This is a genomic window from Bradyrhizobium sp. 521_C7_N1_3, from assembly GCF_052075975.1.
In the GTDB taxonomy this organism is placed as follows: Bacteria; Pseudomonadota; Alphaproteobacteria; order Rhizobiales; family Xanthobacteraceae; genus Bradyrhizobium; species Bradyrhizobium japonicum.
In genome coordinates this window covers 7,912,164-7,929,573 of record NZ_CP197232.1, presented here as the reverse complement: position 1 = coordinate 7,929,573, position 17,410 = coordinate 7,912,164, and the positions used below count along the sequence as shown (strand labels likewise).

The 17,410-nt window shown below is 59.7% G+C and carries 15 protein-coding genes; 12 read left to right on the top strand and 3 right to left on the bottom strand.

The features are described 5' to 3' along the window. The first annotated feature begins 64 nt into the window (after positions 1-64). The 3 genes from AB7008_RS37350 to AB7008_RS37340 all read left to right on the top strand — a co-directional run bounded on the left by AB7008_RS37350 (position 65) and on the right by AB7008_RS37340 (position 2,846). Positions 65-1,141, top strand: coding sequence for a glycosyltransferase family 4 protein (locus tag AB7008_RS37350; RefSeq protein WP_212455319.1), 1,077 nt, complete (start codon positions 65-67; stop codon positions 1,139-1,141). 12 nt (positions 1,142-1,153) lie between these two features. Next, the gene (locus AB7008_RS37345) at positions 1,154-2,149 is read left to right on the top strand and encodes a L,D-transpeptidase family protein (RefSeq protein ID WP_376707397.1); all 996 of its coding nucleotides are present in this window, start codon (positions 1,154-1,156) and stop codon (positions 2,147-2,149) included. A 259-nt stretch (positions 2,150-2,408) separates the two neighbouring features. Beyond that, positions 2,409-2,846: a YybH family protein gene (locus AB7008_RS37340; RefSeq protein ID WP_071916327.1), complete on the top strand. Its 438-nt coding sequence runs from the start codon at positions 2,409-2,411 to the stop codon at positions 2,844-2,846. Positions 2,847-3,096: 250 nt separating this feature from the next. On the opposite strand, the gene AB7008_RS37335 is transcribed toward AB7008_RS37340, so the two are convergent. Next, positions 3,097-3,438: a hypothetical protein gene (locus tag AB7008_RS37335; RefSeq protein WP_441260408.1), complete on the bottom strand. Its 342-nt coding sequence runs from the start codon at positions 3,436-3,438 to the stop codon at positions 3,097-3,099. A gap of 504 nt (positions 3,439-3,942) precedes the next feature. On the opposite strand from AB7008_RS37335, the gene AB7008_RS37330 reads away from it, so the two are divergent. From AB7008_RS37330 to AB7008_RS37315, 4 genes are all read left to right on the top strand, one after another. After that, a complete protein-coding gene (locus AB7008_RS37330; RefSeq protein ID WP_249156508.1) occupies positions 3,943-5,067 on the top strand; it encodes an ABC transporter substrate-binding protein in 1,125 nt (374 codons plus the stop codon). Between the two features lie 101 nt (positions 5,068-5,168). After that, a complete protein-coding gene (locus AB7008_RS37325; protein ID WP_249156509.1) occupies positions 5,169-6,107 on the top strand; it encodes an ABC transporter permease in 939 nt (312 codons plus the stop codon). Continuing rightward, positions 6,101-6,889 carry an ABC transporter ATP-binding protein gene (locus AB7008_RS37320; protein WP_212455318.1) on the top strand — a complete coding sequence of 263 codons (789 nt, stop codon included), beginning with the start codon at positions 6,101-6,103 and terminating at the stop codon, positions 6,887-6,889. The genes AB7008_RS37325 and AB7008_RS37320 overlap by 7 nt, the downstream gene beginning before the upstream one ends. Positions 6,890-8,864: 1,975 nt before the next feature. Beyond that, a complete protein-coding gene (locus AB7008_RS37315) occupies positions 8,865-9,068 on the top strand; it encodes a hypothetical protein (protein WP_441260407.1) in 204 nt (67 codons plus the stop codon). A 161-nt stretch (positions 9,069-9,229) separates the two neighbouring features. Here AB7008_RS37315 and AB7008_RS37310 read toward each other — a convergent pair whose 3' ends face one another. Further along, positions 9,230-9,406, bottom strand: coding sequence for a hypothetical protein (locus tag AB7008_RS37310; protein WP_193375721.1), 177 nt, complete (start codon positions 9,404-9,406; stop codon positions 9,230-9,232). Positions 9,407-10,502: 1,096 nt separating this feature from the next. On the opposite strand from AB7008_RS37310, the gene AB7008_RS37305 reads away from it, so the two are divergent. Continuing rightward, positions 10,503-10,748: a PilZ domain-containing protein gene (locus AB7008_RS37305; RefSeq protein ID WP_080584285.1), complete on the top strand. Its 246-nt coding sequence runs from the start codon at positions 10,503-10,505 to the stop codon at positions 10,746-10,748. Between the two features lie 670 nt (positions 10,749-11,418). Here the strand turns inward: AB7008_RS37305 and AB7008_RS37300 are convergent. Next, a complete protein-coding gene (locus tag AB7008_RS37300) occupies positions 11,419-12,333 on the bottom strand; it encodes a LysR family transcriptional regulator (RefSeq protein ID WP_212102564.1) in 915 nt (304 codons plus the stop codon). A gap of 299 nt (positions 12,334-12,632) precedes the next feature. Between AB7008_RS37300 and AB7008_RS37295 the strand changes: the two genes are divergently transcribed. From AB7008_RS37295 to AB7008_RS37280, 4 genes are all read left to right on the top strand, one after another. Further along, a complete protein-coding gene (locus AB7008_RS37295; protein ID WP_212102565.1) occupies positions 12,633-13,184 on the top strand; it encodes a flavin reductase family protein in 552 nt (183 codons plus the stop codon). Further along, complete coding sequence (locus tag AB7008_RS37290; RefSeq protein WP_441260406.1) at positions 13,181-13,585, top strand: nuclear transport factor 2 family protein; 405 nt, start codon at positions 13,181-13,183, stop codon at positions 13,583-13,585. Before AB7008_RS37295 ends, AB7008_RS37290 begins: the two co-directional genes overlap by 4 nt. A 21-nt stretch (positions 13,586-13,606) precedes the next feature. Further along, positions 13,607-15,187, top strand: a complete 1,581-nt coding sequence (locus tag AB7008_RS37285) for a 4-hydroxyphenylacetate 3-hydroxylase family protein (RefSeq protein ID WP_212102567.1) — start codon at positions 13,607-13,609, stop codon at positions 15,185-15,187. Between the two features lie 1,515 nt (positions 15,188-16,702). Next, positions 16,703-17,398, top strand: coding sequence for a hypothetical protein (locus tag AB7008_RS37280; RefSeq protein ID WP_212455313.1), 696 nt, complete (start codon positions 16,703-16,705; stop codon positions 17,396-17,398). Positions 17,399-17,410: the final 12 nt, after the last annotated feature.

Below are 17,410 nucleotides of genomic sequence, written 5' to 3'. Positions count from 1 at the left end.
GCTCGTTTCGGCTGCCATCATGCTGATCCTCCTATTGATGTTTCCAGTCTAGAGGATCGGCAAGATGCGCATTGCTCAGCTTGCTCCCCTCGCCGAAAGCGTTCCTCCAAAGCTCTACGGCGGCACCGAGCGGGTCGTGGCGTGGTTGGTGGACGAGTTGGTAGAGCTCGGTCACGAGGTCACACTATTCGCGAGCGGCGGTTCCAGGACGAAAGGCAAACTCCATCCCGTGTGGCCACGCGCGCTGCGCCTCGGTCGGAAGGGCGTGGACCCCAATGCGGCCAGTGCCGTGCTGCTGGAGGCCATCGCTAGGCGCGCGAAAGACTTCGACGTGATCCACTCACACATCGATTGGTTGCCGCTTCCGCTGCTCAGCCGGCTCGGCGTGCCCTTCCTGACCACGATGCATGGTCGGCTAGACCTCCCCTGCCTGCCGGACGTGGTGCGCGAGTTTCCCGGCGCGGGCTTCATCTCGATATCCGAGCACCAGCGCGTGCCGCTTCCTGACGCGAACTGGATCGCCACGATCCAGCACGGGCTGCCTTCGGATCTCTTCCGCCCGTCTTTCGATGAGGGATCCTATCTCGCCTTTCTCGGTCGCCTTACGGCGGAGAAAGGTCCCGAGGACGCGATCCAGATCGCGCGGGCGGCCGGAGAGCCACTGCGCATCGCCGCCAAGATCCCGCGCGGTGAGACCGGATACTTCAAGAAGAAGCTTGAGCCGCACATAGATGGTCGAACGGTTCAGCTTGTGGGGGAAGTCGATGATGCGAAAAAGCAGCCGTTCCTCGCCGACGCAGCGGCCCTCCTGTTCCCGATCGATTGGCCTGAGCCCTTCGGTCTCGTCATGATAGAGGCGATGGCTTGCGGGACGCCCGTGATCGCCTACCGATCCGGATCCGTGCCGGAAGTCGTTGAGGACGGCGTGACGGGCTTCATCGTCGAGAATGAGGACCAGGCGGTAAGGGCGGTTGGAGAGCTTGGCCGCCTCGACCGGAGGGTAGTCCGCGCCCGCTTCGAGGCGCGCTTCTCCGCAAGCCGGATGGCGCGAGAGTATGAGCGCGCCTACCGAGGCTTGATCGCCGATCCCGGCGTGAAGGAAACGGACCTTTGCCCAGGTGCTCAGCCGTGGATACCATGAAAGGATTTGGCGATGTGGCCTCGAAAGGTGAAACACATCATTGTTCTCCTGGCCGTGATGGCCGGCCCGGCGGCGCGGTGCGCCGAAATGGGCGTGGCTGCTATCGATGCCGCCGAACCATCGAGGAAGATCTTGTCGAACGAGAAGCCGACGCCGGCGGGGGTTCGGTTACAAGTCCTGCTCGACCGGGCCCACTTCTCGCCAGGTGAGATCGACGGCAGATTCGGCGAGAACGCGAAGAAGGCCCTACGCGCCTTCGCGGAGGCGCGGCAATTGCCGAGCTCGGACGTTCCGACCGAGGACGTCTGGAACGCACTGCGCGCGGACGATCGGCGGGTCACGGCGAACTACACGATCACCGAGCAGGATGTCGCCGGACCTTTTCTTAGCAAGCTCCCGTCCAAGATGGAGGAAATGAAAGACCTGCCGAAGCTGGGTTTCACCAGTCCGCGAGAAGGACTGGCCGAGAAATTCCATATGAGCGAGCGACTGCTGGCGGCGCTCAATCCCGGGCAGCGCTTCGACCGCCCCGGCGACGACATCATCGTGGTGGATACCGGCAATGCAGAGGCCGACGCGCCGTCGAGGGCGGACAGGGTCGAGGTCGACAAGAGTCGGCAGACCGTGAAGCTGTTCGACAAGTCTAACGCGCTTATCGGCTTCTATCCGGCAACGGTCGGGAGCGAGGAGAAGCCGTCGCCATCCGGTACTCTGAAGGTGACCGAGGTCGACCGAAATCCGACCTATCGCTACAATCCGGACTACCACTTCAAGGGCGTTCAATCCCGAAAACCTTTCACCATCAAGCCGGGCCCCAACAATCCGGTCGGAACGGTGTGGATCAACCTCACCGCTGAAGGATACGGCATTCATGGCACACCCTCGCCCGACAAGGTCTCGAAGGCGGAATCCCATGGCTGCGTCCGTCTGACCAACTGGGATGCGGAGCGGGTTGCAGCGAGCGTCGCGAAGGGCACTCCGATCGCCTTCGTCGAGGGCTCACGATGACAGCAAATGCACCGCGGTGGTTGAAGTTCGGCGCGTGGACCGGCTGCATTAGCGATGTCATGACGCGCGAATGGACTCCCGAGGTGAACGGCGCCGTTGAAGTTGCCATCGCCTGCACCTCTTTCGTAATGAAACAATGTCCGGCCCCAGCGCGACCGGCGACGGTGTCGTCATGCTGACGGGGAGCGCAACCGCGGCAGACGACCGTAGAGATGATCTAATCATTCGAGAAAGGCGTTATCCAACGGAGGAGTATCCTATGAAGTTGGCTCAAACATCAACACTACTCATTTGTCTGCTCGGCGCGCCGGGAATTTCGTTGGCCGCGGACGCCAAGGGGGACGTGGAGAAGGCTTACGCCGCTTGGGACGCCGCATTTAACAAGCACGACGAGAAAGCCATCGGCGCCTCCTACGTCGCGACGGCAAAATTGATGCCGCCCACACATCAGGTCGCATCGGGTCCGGCCGAGATCGAGAAGTTCTTTGCCGGACTCTTCGCGAGCGGTGTGACGGATCACAAGTTGGAGATGATCGATGCCGGCGGGGACGACAAGGTAGTCTTCGGCACAGCCAAGTGGAGCGCTACGGGTAAGGACAAGGAGGGCAAGCCGTCTCCCTTCAGTGGTTTAGCGACGCACGTCTTCGAACGCCAAGCCGACGGATCGCTCAAATTGAGGCTGCAAACATTCAACTAAAGCGGTCGAAGCTTAATCGGTCCGGCGGGGCGGCGGCCTTACCGGAGGCCCAAAACGGCCACTTGTCTCCGGTGCAAGATATGCCCGGGTTGGGTAAAACTGCGAAGCTGATCGGCACGTCTCCGAAGAGCCAAGATCAGAGTGATCGTCGCATTCGGTCGCGGCGTGGACTTGCTACCTGCGATGACGCGAGGATTCCACGGCTATCCCCGCACAACTGCCACCTCTATGCGCTAGTGCGGCAGATGAGCTATCTGCTGAGGTCATTTGGAGCAACGGCCTCCTCGAACAGCTCAACCTTGCCGCGCGTGTTGTCTGTTACCGCAAAAACCTCGTAAAAATCGATCCGCGGCTTCATGCCGTAGCGCTGGATGATGCCCTCGAGCCACGGCCCGGTGTAGAACGCCGTAGCGTCCTCGATACGCTCCCACTGGTACACGCCGCCCGCCCAGCCGCTTTCGGACCAGATGAAGTGCTTGCTGATCAGTCCCGTCACCTCGCGGAAGTTGGGGGCGATCTTGTGAAAGTGCTCGCGACACGCGGCGTAGTCGATCTTCGGCGGCAGGGCGTATCGTACAACGGCGGTAATCATGCGACCTCCCTTGTAAGTATGCCCCCGCGCAACATTGATGGCATTCCCAGGGTCAAGCAAGCGAGGCGAGAAGCCGATGGTTCAAAGGCGCAAAGCCTAACCATTAGCTTCCGTTCGTTGCCACAAGCCGACCATTCGAGAGTGTGCTGGACCTAGCGTCAGAAGTTCAGACTATTCTGCATGATCTCGGTACAAGCTTTGCTCAATTCGCGCAACGCAGGCTCCATGTGCTGGTGCGTGTGCCCGACTGAGGTTTTGATCTTCTACTTGCGCCGATCGCGATCAAATGCGACAGACGCCGCCGTTAGTAGGTCAAGACGATTGACAAGAGCCTTAACCGCCGCGCAGCTGGAGCTATCTCCTCCCAATTTTTTGCGTTAATGTGAACGTCTTCACACCTGTGTAGCAGGCGGGCTCGGATGATGCCCAAAGAGAGGTAAGCTAAGGCCCCCGCAAAGCGCCGCCCAGTTCTATTCCATTCACACGCGAGTTTGGGAGTGACACATGGAAAAGCGCGAAATTGGCAACAGCTTAACGAAAGGTCTGTCCGAAGCGAAGGGAGGCAGCTTCTCCCGTCGCTCAGTGCTGACGTTGGTTTGCACTCTCGGCGCCGCAGCGCCGTTTGGAATGTTCGGAGCGGCTCGCGCGCTGACGGCATCCGGGACTGGATCGCTGTCTTATATCCCTGGCTTTATTTGCCGCGCCGCAGCGAACAGTGAAGAGCTGCAGGGCCCACCCCGTCAACTAAAACTCGCTTGGAACGCGAATGCGGCGTGCACGGTCGCTGCGGCAGTCGCAAAGGAACGGGGTATCTTCGCCAAGCACAATCTCGACGTCGATTTCGTCAATTTCGGCGGTACCACCGATCAGTTGCTGGAGGCGATTGCAACTGGCAAGGCGGATGCCGGTTTGGGATTGGCCTTGCGCTGGCTCAAACCGCTGGAGCAAGGTTTCGACGTTCGGATCACCGCCGGTGTGCACGGCGGCTGCATCCGGCTCCTCGGCTCCAAGGCCGCGAATATTGACAGCCTGGAGTCCCTGCGCGGCAAGGCTATCGCGATTAGCGATCAAGCGAGCCCAGCGAAAAACTTCTTTTCGATCTACCTCGCCAAGAAGGGTATCGATCCGGCCCAAGAGGTGGAGTGGCGCCAGTACCCGGCCAATCTGCTCGCGCTTGCCGTCGATAAGGGCGAAGTGCAGGCGCTGGCCGAGATAGATCCGCTGCCCTATCTGTGGCTCAAGGAAGGTAAACTTAACGAGATCGCGACCAACTTAACGGGTGAATTCGCCGACCGCACCTGCTGCGTTCTCGCGGTACGTGGCAGCCTCACCCGAAGCGAAATGCCGGTGGCGGCCGCTCTGACACGATCGATACTGGAAGCGGCAGATCGAGTTGCCAGCGATCCCGCCGATGCCGCGGCAATCTATTCGGGCTACGGCGGAAGAGGCTCCGTAGAGGATCTCGCCACTATGTATCGTAGCCATACTCACCACAGGCATCCCGTCGGGGCGGAGCTCAAGAAGCAACTTCTACTCTACACCGATGAACTCAGAGCAGTGAACGTCATCAAGCGAAGCACTGACCCGGCCAAGTTCGCTGATCGGATTTATCTTGACGTTCTGAGCTGAACCGATTGGGAAGATTCGCAGTGAGCTCGGTCATCGATGAAGTGCCGAGGCCATCAGAGAAATCGGGTTTCGGCTTTTTTGAAAGTTCGACCACTCGGTCGTTGATCGGCGGACTGTCTGTAGCCGCGGCATGGTCTATGGTCGCCGTGCTCACTGCGCTCTGGCAGGATAAGCCCGAGAGCGATTGGGCCTACACGGGCGGGCTCGCCATGGCCTGCGGAGCGTTGGCCCTTGCGTTCGCCCTGGCAGCCTTTACCGGCGTTCGTTTTGTTGCTTTTCAGCGTCTACAGCGGTTTTCTCCGTGGCTGTTCGCGCTCGCGCTGTTTTTGGCTGCTTGGGAGGCCGTCACAGCAAAGCTTGGATTGCTGCCGCTGCCGTTCTTTCCGCCGCCGCAGGCCATTGTCGAAGTCGTAATCGATGATTGGGGGCGGCTGGCTGGAGGCATCTTCGCCTCAGCGCGTCTGCTCGCGACCGGTTATTTTCTCGGTGCGGCGGTGGGGTTCGTAACCGGCGTGGCGATCGGCTGGTCGCGGCTCGCCGGTTATTGGATCCACCCGGTTTTGCGGTTCATCGGGCCGCTGCCCGCGACAGCTTGGCTACCGCTCGCATTTTTCGTTTTCCCGTCGAGCTTCAGCGCCAGCATTTTCCTGATTGCGCTCGCCACCGGATTTCCGGTCACCGTGCTGACCTGGTCGGGCGTCGCCTGCGTGAAGAGTGCCTATTACGATATTGCGCGGACATTGGGAGCAACCCAGCGCTTCCTCGTGCTCAAGGTTGCCATTCCGGCGGCAATGCCACATGTCTTTGTTGGCCTGTTCATGGGTCTCGGCAATTCGTTTGCGGTTCTTGTCGTAGCCGAGATGCTGGGCGTGAAGGCGGGGCTCGGCTGGTACCTGCAATGGGCGCAAGGTTGGGCGGCCTATGCCAATATGTACGCCGCGCTGCTGCTCATGGCGTTCTTGTGCTCCGGGCTGATCACGCTGCTGTTCCGCTTGCGAGACCGCTTGCTATCCTGGCAGAAAGGTCTGGTGCGATGGTAGCGGCGATCGCAAGCGATCACGCGGCCCGTGGATCGACGCTAACGCTCCGCGAAGTGAGCCACAGCTTCGATCTCGAAGGGCAGCCCCTGCCGGTATTGGACCGCATCAGCCTTCAGGTCGGCCGCGGCGAATTTGTCGCTCTCCTGGGTCCGAGTGGTTGCGGAAAATCGACCCTGCTGCGGCTGGTCGCGGGGCTCGACACTCCAACAGCCGGCTCGCTGCTAGCGGAGGGAAGGGAGATCAAAGCACCCGATCCGTCGCGCGTCGTCGTTTTTCAAGACCCAACGCTCTATCCATGGCGGACGGTACGGAGCAACGTTGCGCTCGGTCTGGAAGCCCGCGGGTTGCTACGCACTCATGGCGGGCGTATCGAAGACGCCTTGCGCCTGGTGGGGCTCACGGGCTTCGCCAATGCCTACCCGCACCAGCTTTCCGGTGGCATGGCCCAACGCGCGGCTCTGGCGCGTGCGCTTGTCAACGACCCAAAGGTGCTCATTCTTGACGAGCCTTTGGGCCAGCTAGACTCGCTGACTCGCATCGCAATGCAGGCGGAACTTGTATCACTTTGGCAGCGCTCGAACTTCACGGCGCTGATGGTCACGCACGATGTCGAGGAGGCACTCTTGCTTGCTGGCCGTGTCATCGTGCTGAGCGACCGGCCTGCACGGATCAAGGCTGAAGTCGTCAACGGCCAGCCCTATCCTCGCCACCGGGGCGATCCGCACTTCGTCGAGCTTCGTCGCGAGGTGTTCGAGCAACTCGGCCTCGATGAGGCTTGGTAGCCCTCAAAAGGACTTCGCCGTGACGGATCTTCTCATACGCATCACAGAGCAAGCAGCACGGCGTGCTCGCCGCGATCGCAATGCGATTGTGTTAGCGGCGGTGTAGCCACCTCCTGGAGATCTGAAAATTTGGGAAGCGCACAGGGGGCACGAACGCAAGGCAGGACTATGAAGTGGATGCTGGTGGTTCTGGTAGGCGGCGTCTCGCCCAATAACACCGATCTGGTGTTCGACAAGTTCACTGACTGTCTCGCCGCCGAAGAGCAAATGCGGCAGCACTACGCTGACGCGTTCGATGCGTGGGATCGCATGGCTGCGGCAAGAATCGACCGGCGCAGGGACTACAAGAAAGCCCGCGATGCTGAGGCCAAACGACTGCTAAGCAACGTAGGGACGTGTGTCCCACATGGTGGCGGCGATCAGCAGCCCGTCACTGCACCGCAGCAGCAGCCTCCCGCTACATCGTCGCAGCAGCCCGCGCCGCCACCCTCACCGCAGCCAACGCCTCTGCCGCCCCCGCGAACTTAGCGGCAGGGATGGCCTTCCAAAGATGCCGAAACGAAGGTGTCGGCTAGCAGTCTGAGGAATGCCGTACTTTCGGCGATACAGTGAGACGAAGACGACTTCGCGACTAACATCTGGCATTAGGCTCGCCGCTGGCGGGCGCAACGGCATCCGATTGTTAGCGTTACTTGGATGGCTTAGTAGCCGTTGGTCGCTTCGTGGTCGGCTTGTCTGATGTGATCGTGTCTACCTTCTTCAGCGTTTGCGCAAACTCGGACTGGAGATGTTGTCCGTGCTCATCATCATTAGGCTCTGAGAGGAGCGCGATCTTCACGAGAAAGCGGTTCAATAGCGAAGCTACCAAAAGGTTTTCCGAGTATCGCGAACGCAGGGCCGTAAGTTGCCGACGCATCTCAAGAAGGTCGAGGGCGCCGCTGTCTGACTGCCTTTTCAAATGAAGCTCGCAAGATGCCTGCAATCAAACGAAGCCGCCGCGCCGAGTATAATGGCGCGACGACGCCGCCATCGGTGGACCCGGACGGGGCAATGTCCGGCGCGGAGAGGCTAACGCTGTACAGGATCGATGCAATCGAAGACCCGAGTTAAGCTTGACGTCGGCGCGGAAAGTTAAATCTGGAACTCGAGAGGGCCTGTCTCACATTCGACTTCCACAGAGATAACGTGGTCGGAGCCGGGAAAGGCACGGATTTCCTGAAGCGCAATGCGTTTGAGGTCGGCCTTTGAAATTAACGCTTTTGCCACCTTCAACTCCTGAAACGCACTCACCTTAATCAACCGAAGCTGCGCGGCTAAGTTTCTATGGAGGCTGCGACGCTTCAATTATATAAGCCGCGCCGCGGAGCGGGAGCGTCGATTGAGCATCAGGCCGCTTCGTGGCATTCGCAGTGATGAAAGCCTCCAGCGAAGTAGTCTAGACCCCAGCATCGGCATCGATCGCGCGCTGGGCCACGCGTCGGCAACTTCGGACGACGCGTCACGCGACCATCCTTCAATCGCGTTGAACGCGGCGATCCGCACCGGATTTGTGTGTTCACCGGCTAGAAGTTGGTGCAGCACCGCTTCAAGATCGGTGTCCTGTTCGTCCGTCTCACGCCATGCGCGGCCGGCGCGGGCACCAACGAGGCATCGCTTCAGAAATCGTTATCGGGTCGTTCCGCGGCCGCCGGCCAAAAGAACGTATGCGGGGGCCTGCTCGTCGATTGAGGATAACCGCGCAGGTCTTTGGCGCCCCCTTGTTCTCGTTCTTGTAATGTTCCTGCGGATCGGGGGTACTGTCCGCATTTAACCCCCAGTGTCCTAAGCTGAATTCCGCAGTATCCTAGTTCTGCTTTAGCTGTTGCAACTGTTGCGTTCGTGAAACGTTAACAGCCACCACAGAACGGACCGTGGCTTTTATCTGTGATGAGAACGCCGATTGCGCTCCCGCCCCACCCAAGCAGGGAGCAGCGCCATGTCAGAGCGTCGGCGTCGTTTCAAGCAAACCCAAGTTCTAGAAGAACGTCTTGCCGCCGAGGCGGCCAAACTACGCGACCAAGCTCAGCTCTTGCCGCCCGACCAGTTCCGAGACGAAGTGCTCAAGAAGCCCCGGCAGGCCGAGACGGGCGCGCATATGAGCGAATGGCTCAACTCTCCCGGCTTGCAGCCTCCGAGGTGAGGCCATGATTGAACAGCCCCACGTCAATCCGTATTCACTCCAGGCGCGTATCTGCCTTGGGATCGCAGCCTTCGGCGCTGCACTGTTCGTTGCGGCGCTATTCATGGGGATGCGGTAAGGTCGCCTCAGTTGTCGGCCTCTTATACTTCGCATCCGAAGACCTATGCGGCGACATCGAACGATGCGATTAACGCTCGCAGGTCGTCGGCCAGCTCACGATAGTGCTGGCCGGCGCGCAGATACAACCCGCGATTACTTCCATCTGATTTTTTGGCTAGCAACTCGCATTCCGCGGCGAGACTTTCAAAACGTTCAAGCTTGGCCTGGAAACCGATCATTGGCGGGGCCCCGAACTCGTTACTAAAAATGGACGAGGACCGTAATCGCTCGATTAGGTCAGAGCCAACATTGTTACAGAGCATAATGTTCTTGCGTTGAGACGATTTCGGCTCTCGCATTGCATCAACGCTGATTTCGACTATGCGTCAAACGGCCCTAGATTGCCCCTTCTTCACATGGTCTCTCGCAAAGCGCCTTGACTAGGGACGGGCCTTCAGCCGGTTCGGGACAAATCGGCCCTACTTGGAGAGTTAAGTGGCTGAGGAGAGGGACACCGAGTTGTCCAAACAACGGACGCGATATAACAATTACTGCGGCAAGGATGGCCTTCGCAGCCTCTGCACAATGGCCGGCGGGCATCACGGCCGCCGGCCATCGCTTGCGCTACCCTGCGCTTGGGGGGTGATCGGCAGCGCTGACCGCAAGCGTGCCGAACGCCGCTTAACAACTCGCTAACCAATTCGGGCGGGCTTTGGATATTTCGCGGGCAAGAACGCGGCGGCCTGCGCCGCGGCTCGTTGGGCCGACGCACTAGCGTGAGTAAGCGGGGCCGAGGGCTGAGCGAAAGCATGCACCCCGGCCGCCGGGCAGCAACCAACGCCGATTGCGGTGCACGTTGGATGCGGTGGGTTTTTCTTTGCTCGAAGAGGCTAAAACGTCGTCTCGGAGCGTGGCGTCGTTTACGGAAGGTAGTCGCCAATCGCGCAGCGGACGTTCTCAGTGCCTAGAGCGCATTAGGGCCCTAAGTTTGCAATACTTTCAACTTGTCCTGCCTGTTGCCATCGGCGTGCTTGCCGGCCTTTTCGATCTCGAACGACGCCGCTGCCTCGTAAGCGGTAACCCGACGTCAATCGTTATGGCTGTACGATTTGCCATCGCGGATTGGTGACGAGTACCGCGGGTACGCATGGGCATTGAGAACCCGTCAGCCCTACGTGGCTGGCGGGTTTTTCTCCTTGACGCCCAGCGCGAAGACCTCGCTGCCAGGCAGAGTGATCGCACGCGCGTCTCCACTGATGCCAAGCCGAAGGTCAAGAATGCAGTGGCGTTCAGGAAGACTGACCTCCTGAGAAGGATTGTGGGCGAAGAGAAACAGTGCAGGAACGTCGCAGGCAGCAGCGGATCGAAACAAACGAAATCGCCTACATCTTCGGCGACGGATCGAGCACCTGTTGTCGCGTCGTTGACATCACCGATCATGGAGCAGCAATTGAACTGCCGTCAGATGGGCACGGTATGCGGAGCCGGTTCAAGCTCATGATGGCTAAGGATCGTGTCAGCAGGAGCTGTCGTCTGATCTGGTCTACGGGCAGTCGTATCGGCGTTGAATTTACGGATTGACGTAAAGCCGACTGCAGCACGCATGATCCAAGCGGCGCTGCGGGAAATAAGGCTGGCCCGCGCGCGCTTGCGCGATTTGCAATGCCGATAGGCCAACAGAGCAGCAGTCCGGGGGACCGTCAAAACGGCCCCCCGATTCAAACCCCGACCGCTTGCAGGGCGGGGTATCGCCTTGAGCGAGATGCCCCGCGCCGTCGCGAAACGTGATCCCTGCAGACCTCGAACAATCCTGCGTAGAACAAAGCGCGCTTCAACCTGCGGCGATAACTGGGGCCGATGGGCCAGCCTGACCTCGCTTAGGGCAGGGCTCGCTTTCAGAGGGCCTGGCCAAAGAGCACTTTTGAGCGCGAGAAGCACCAAAGCTTGCTGTTCTCCAACGTAACCGTTGAAATCACAGCAAATGCGAACGCCCTCCGAGCGCACCATAAACCCACGATACCGTCACACGAGCCTAGTGATGAAGGAAGGCTCGCCGGAAAATGGGGGCGGGCTGAGGCATTTCCAGGCGCTTCGCTCAGAGCGGCGGGGCGCGATGTGATGAAGTCTTCCATCTAGTCCCGTTCGCGATCGGCCCAACGCATTCTGCATCAAGGTTACGCTCCGCCGTCGCGTTATGCGGAGCGATGGCCGATAGAGGCAGCCGCGACGCCGGCGTGAGCGGGTATGGGCTTCAATCGAGTTGCTGCGCGACTTTAAGCAGTTTTTCTCTCAGCCACCTGTGCCCCGGATCGGTCGTGTGGCGAGGGTGCCAGTACATGGCCTCGTGAATGTCCGGAACCGATATCGGGGACTCCAGCAGCTTAATGTCCACCGTGCCAATCAGTCTCTTGGCCGCCCGTTCCAGCACGAGGCTGACGAGCCGCGTTCCCTCGATGAGAAACGGGTTCAGCAGAAAGCTTTCGACCGTCACCTCGATACGGCGTTGAACGCCGGCATCGGCAAGATGTTGGTCAGCAAGGTTCAGCTGTCGATCGTCTCCGATGCCGTAGACGAGATGTGGGAGTTCGAGAAACTGCTTCTCGGTCAACGTATCGTCTTTGACGTCGGGGTGATTTGCATCGATGGCGCAAAGCCAGCGATCGCTCAGCAGCGAGGTCGTTGGGTAGTCGTTGGGTCCGAAGAGTTCGATCGGCTCGATGACAATGTCAGCCTGGCTTGTCTGCAGCACACGCGCGGCATCGCGAGCCCGGGGCAGTAGATGAATAGTTACGTTCGGCGCTTCGTTTGCAATCATCCTGACGAACGGCGTGAGCAGAACCAATCCTGCATAGTCGGACGCACTAATCGAGAAGGTCCGGGCATCGGTGGCTGGATCGAACCCAGGACGACGAAGCAAGATCTGCTCGACCTTGCCGAGAGATTCTCTCAGCGGGACTATAAGGTCCTCCGCATTTCGCGTGAGAGCCAGATCGCGCCCAACGCGCACGAGCAATGGGTCGTGAAAGACTTCGCGCAGTCGCGCAAGAGCGGCGCTCATCGCCGATTGGCTGAGACCGATGCGCTCGCCCGCCCGGCTCACGTTGCGCTCTCTGAGGAGTGCATCAAGTATCACAAGCAGGTTTAGGTCGACATTTCGCAGGTTCACTCCGGGCCTCCCAATGGACACGACTTCGGACGTTAACAACTTGCATCATTGTACACTATCGGAATCAGATTCGCTTTTGCCGCATTCCGTTCGGTAGTATCGCGCATTTTGCGCCTGCGAGCTGTTGCCGCCGAATGCACTGCGCCCTTGGACTTCCCCGCTCCTTAAGTCGCGTCTAAACGTGCACATCAGGCGGATCAATCGATGCGGCGGATAGCTGGGATATTTATTATCGATTAGACGCCAGGTACGCACGCAACTTAGCCTCTGTGGCACGATAAGTCGCAAAGAGGCGCGCCATGAAGAGCAACTCGGGAATTGGAGACGGTCTCGGAGCGTCGCGTTTGCAGATGAATGCGGATGCGTTCCGGGCTGCGATGCGACACTTCGTCGGAAGCGTTAGCGTCGTGACAACGTGGCATGGCGACAGGCCGTGGGGGATGACCATCAACTCGTTTACCTCGGTCTGTACCGATCCACCGACTATACTGATCTGCTTGAACAGCAAAACGGTGACCGCCGCGCACGTACAGGAAGGCGGTCGCTTCGCGGTGAATCTCCTTACTAAGCACCAGCTTCAACTATCGGAGTTGTGCTCGCGTCCCAGCGTCGACAAATTCATCGACGAGTACGTCCTGCTGCCGGTCAATGTTTCTGGCGAAAGCGGAGCTCCACGGCTTCGCGAGGCATCGGTCGTGTTCGAATGTCGGGCGGTCGAGCAGCTCGTGGTCGGAAGCCATCGCATCGCCATCGCCGCGATCGAAGGTATTCATGCCCCGACTGCCGGTCCGCCATTACTCTATGGACAGGGCCGCTACATGCTTGGCGTCGATTTGGGGGCGCGCGTATGACGTCCTTGTTGACCCCGAAGGAAGTCGTCAACGCGCTTTACGATGCCTACGGCAGGCACGATCACCGCGCGATCCTCGCGCTCTATTGCGACGATGCGACGCACGACGAAATCTCGCAACTCAAGACGAAGCTGGGCGCTGTTGAGATCGCGGCCGGAATGCAGAGGCTGTTCAGCTGGCTCCCGGACATTCGCTGGGAAGTGAAATCCATGATTGTGGGGGGCGATGGAACTGTCGCCGTCACGTACGTCATGCACGCGACCGCTCCGCGGAAAAACGGCGTCACCGAAGCTAAGGCCATTTCGTTGCGCGGCGTGCAACTAGTCGAAGTCGAAGGCGGTCGGATACGTCACAGCGAAGACTACTGGGACGCAGCGACGTTCCAGCGGCAAGTTTCCTAAAGAGCTGAGAAGGAGTGAACTATGAGAACCGGTGCTGAGTATCTTGAATCTTTACGTGATGGCCGCCGCATTTATGTCGGTGGTGAGCTGATCGAGGACGTGACCACGCATCCCATGACGAAAGGTTACGCGAATGCGATCGCCGAGTACTACGATCTTCACCTCAATCCAAAGAATCTTGCCATCACGACCTTCGTCGACGAGAGCGGCAAGCGTCAGTCGATGCACTGGTTCCTTCCGCGATCGAAGGAAGATGTGGTCAAACGCCGCGAGTACTGCGACTTCTTGTGCCGTCATTTCAAGGGAGGCATCTTCACACGACCGCCGGCCGGCATGAACGTTGTCATGTTCACCCAAGTAGACGATCAGAAGCCCTGGTCGGACAATTCGCGCTTCAGCGGCAAGAAACGCGATCTTTCCGGCAATATTCAGCGTCAGTGGGAAGAAGTCACGTCTCAAGATCTGGCGATCTCTCCGATGTTCCTCGACGTCCAGTTCGATCGCGGCCGTGACAATGCGATGGCCGAGACGCCGATGCTGAAGATCATCGAAGAGCGCGACGACGGAATCCTCGTCCGTGGCTGGAAGGCGATCGGCACGTCTGTCCCGTTCGTCAATCACCTCCTCATTGGAAACCTGTGGCGCCCCGGCCAGACCGCCGAGCAGACCGTTTACGCGTTGGTCCCGATCGCAACCAAGGGTGTTTCGGTCGTGGCCCGCAAGTCCAACGCGCAGCCGGACGCAGATCCGTATGATCGTCCATTGGCCACAATCGGCGACGAGCTCGACGCGATGGTCTACTTTGATGATGTCCTGATTCCGTGGGACCGCGTGCAGCACATCGGCAATCCGGATCACGCGAAATGGTATCCGCAACGTCAATTCGACTGGGTGCATCTCGAGACCCAGATCCGTCACTGTGTCCACGCAGAACTGATGGTCGGCCTCGCTCTACTCTTGACCCAGTCGCTGGGCACCAGCACCAACCCGGTCGTCGCGGCGCAGCTCGCCGAGCTAATTCGCTTCCGCGAGACCTGTCGGGCCTTCATGATCGCCGCCGAAGAGACCGGATTCGCGACGCCCGGGGGCTTGTTCAAACCGAACAACATCTACATCGACTTCGGCCGTGCATACTATCTCGAGAACCAGGCCAAGATGGTGAACACGTTGATCGATTTCTGCGGTCGCGGTGTGGTTATCCAGCCATCGAAACGCGAGATGGAAGATCCATACATCGGTCCGAAGCTCGCTGAGGCCCTCCGCGGTGCGGAGATCAGCGCCTACGATCGCATTAAGATCTTCCGCCAAATCAGCGAGCGGTTCCTGAGCGAGTGGGGCAACCGTCACGAGATGTTCGAGAAGTTCAATGGCACTCCTCTCTATCTCATCAACTTGCTGACGATGCAGCGTACCGAATATCAAGTCGACGGCCCGTTGACTAAACTGGCGCGGGACGTCCTCGGCTTTGGCGACACGGCAGAACTCGGTAAGCGTGCGCAGGAGGCCGAGCAGAGGTCCCACTATGCCAGCGTTCGCTTCCAGCCTGAGTATGCGAAAGCTCAGGACGTTAAGAAGTCTTACATGAACGACGCTGCCGAGTAAGCGAAGCGTCTAGACCGCGGAGGCCTACCTAATAGGCCTTCGCGGTTTTCCAGGATCGTTGAACGACGAGCAGAATATTGCGGTGTTTAGGCCGCTCCCGCGAACGAAAAGTGCACGTATCTGGTGCGGTTTCTGGTGCGCTCATTGCGGTGGGGGCAACGGAGACCAAGTAAGATACTGCTATTCTTGGTGGGCCCGGCAGGACTCGAACCTGCAACCAGACCGTTATGAGCGGCAGAATATCAATCGGGTTCGTTGATTTTGCTAGGTTTTCGCTTGCTTTCGATCGCGTTTGTTGCGTTCCAATCAGCCGGGGCCAGCGGATCAGGTACGCAAGAGCGCGGGCGCGCGTCCAATCGGAAGCGCGGCGTGAAGAAGCGAATGACTATCAGAGGATCCTCGCGCTATTTCCAGCTAGCGTTCCTGGTCGCGAAGACGCCGCCCAAGATGTCTTCGTCGCATTGTTGGACAAGTCGCTAAGGCGGGAAGGTGTAAGGGCGCGGGTAAAGCAATTCATCGCTGGCCACAATCGGATGTTTCCGACGAACTTCGCCAAGTTTGGCGACAGTCCGTTGGTATCTCTCGACGAGGCCCTGTTCGAAGACGGCTCCGGCACCAGAGGCGACAACGTCATCCGAGGCTTCTGGGCTAGACCCGGCCGGGCGGGCCGCAGAACGCCGTCGAAGCGCCTGCGGACTATTGCGGCTCGCTTGGTTTATCTCGCTCATGGCTCTCCGCTTCGGCGGCCGCGCACGCGTCCATGCCATGGCACTTGCTTAGATAATACCGACTGCCTGCGACGATCGAGCAAACGATCACCACGGAAACCAGCAAGAAGATCCACCCTCGCTTCGACATTCCTTGACCTTCCGCAGTGATAGCCTTCCGTGAGAGGCGCCCGCAACGAGAAAGGCTATCTCATGTTCGATTCGGTCGGTCGCGCCGGACCTTCTGGAATTCCTCGGGGCCTTTGACGAGGCGCCGTTTGCGGCTTGCTCGGTCGTCCGGACTGACCGATACGTCCGCTATTTTGTCGATCGCGCTGCCAGCCATCTCGCGAGCGCGCTGTGTTTGATCTTCGCCCTTTGGACGTTCTTCCCTCTTTGGAGGGCGTGGCGTCGGTACTTTGAGCCCGAGCTCTACAAGGCGGCGGATGGCTTCGGAGCGGCCGGGCTGATCCTCTTGGCTGGCCGCCCATGCATCAACACTGGCCATAAACTGGTTAGATAGACGGAAGGCGCGCGCGGGATCTCGGCCTGTCGCTGGGCGGCCCGCGCCAGGCCTCTTTCCACCGCTGCGTTTTGGTATTGCCTTTTTCATATTTTGGTCATACCATTTTCAGGCTTGATTAACAAGCGGCCTGCCGTCGTGTTGGAAGCACGCCGACAGGCCTGGCCCAAACTATGAGGTAAGTCATGGCTCAGGTTGATTCTGAGAGTAGCATAGCTATGCCGGCGCAGCCCGCCGGGGCGCGTTTCCCGTCGAGATCCATCTCTATCGGCCGCCGCGGCTTCCTTGGGCGCGCCGCAGCGGCCCTGGCCGCAGCCGGCACCGCGTCACCCGCTGCAATCACAGCCGCGCTTGCAGCGCCTGAGGAGCATCCGGCTGCTCGATGCCGGCAGGCGCCTGGACGGCCTGATCGAGGAATTCAAGGCGGCCGCCGCCCGGCTGGCGGATGCCACAGCTTTGGCTAGAACGCGGGTCCCGGACGTGCCTGAGGAGATCGTTTGCGATTCGCGGGAGTGGTCAGATTGCTGGTACGACTACTGCGACGTCGACGGCAAGGACTTTCCAACCGAGACCTACGTCGACGATCACGGCAAGACGAAGTGGCGCCCTCGCTTAAAGTTCGTCGACGCCGACAGGCTGCGGGCATTCGCCAAGGAAATCCGCTGCGACGGCCGGACGGCCTTCGGCAAACGCGTGAAGCGCATGATCGCGGCTGCCGAGCAATACGAAAGCGACCGCGCGGCCGCCATCGAGCGATCAGGGTTGCCCGAAGCCCAAGAGGCGGCTTTTTTGACGTCTCAAGCGATCGACAACCTTGCTCGCGAGGTCGCGGCGATTGAGCCAAAAACCTCGGCCGGGCCGCTGTACTGGCGCGCATGCTCTGCGCCTATGTCGAGACTGAGGGACTACACCGGCAACAGGCATCATGGCGTAATGATCCTAGGCAAGCCGCTCGCGGAGGCCGTCGCTCGTCTTGCCTAAGCCAAAGAAAGC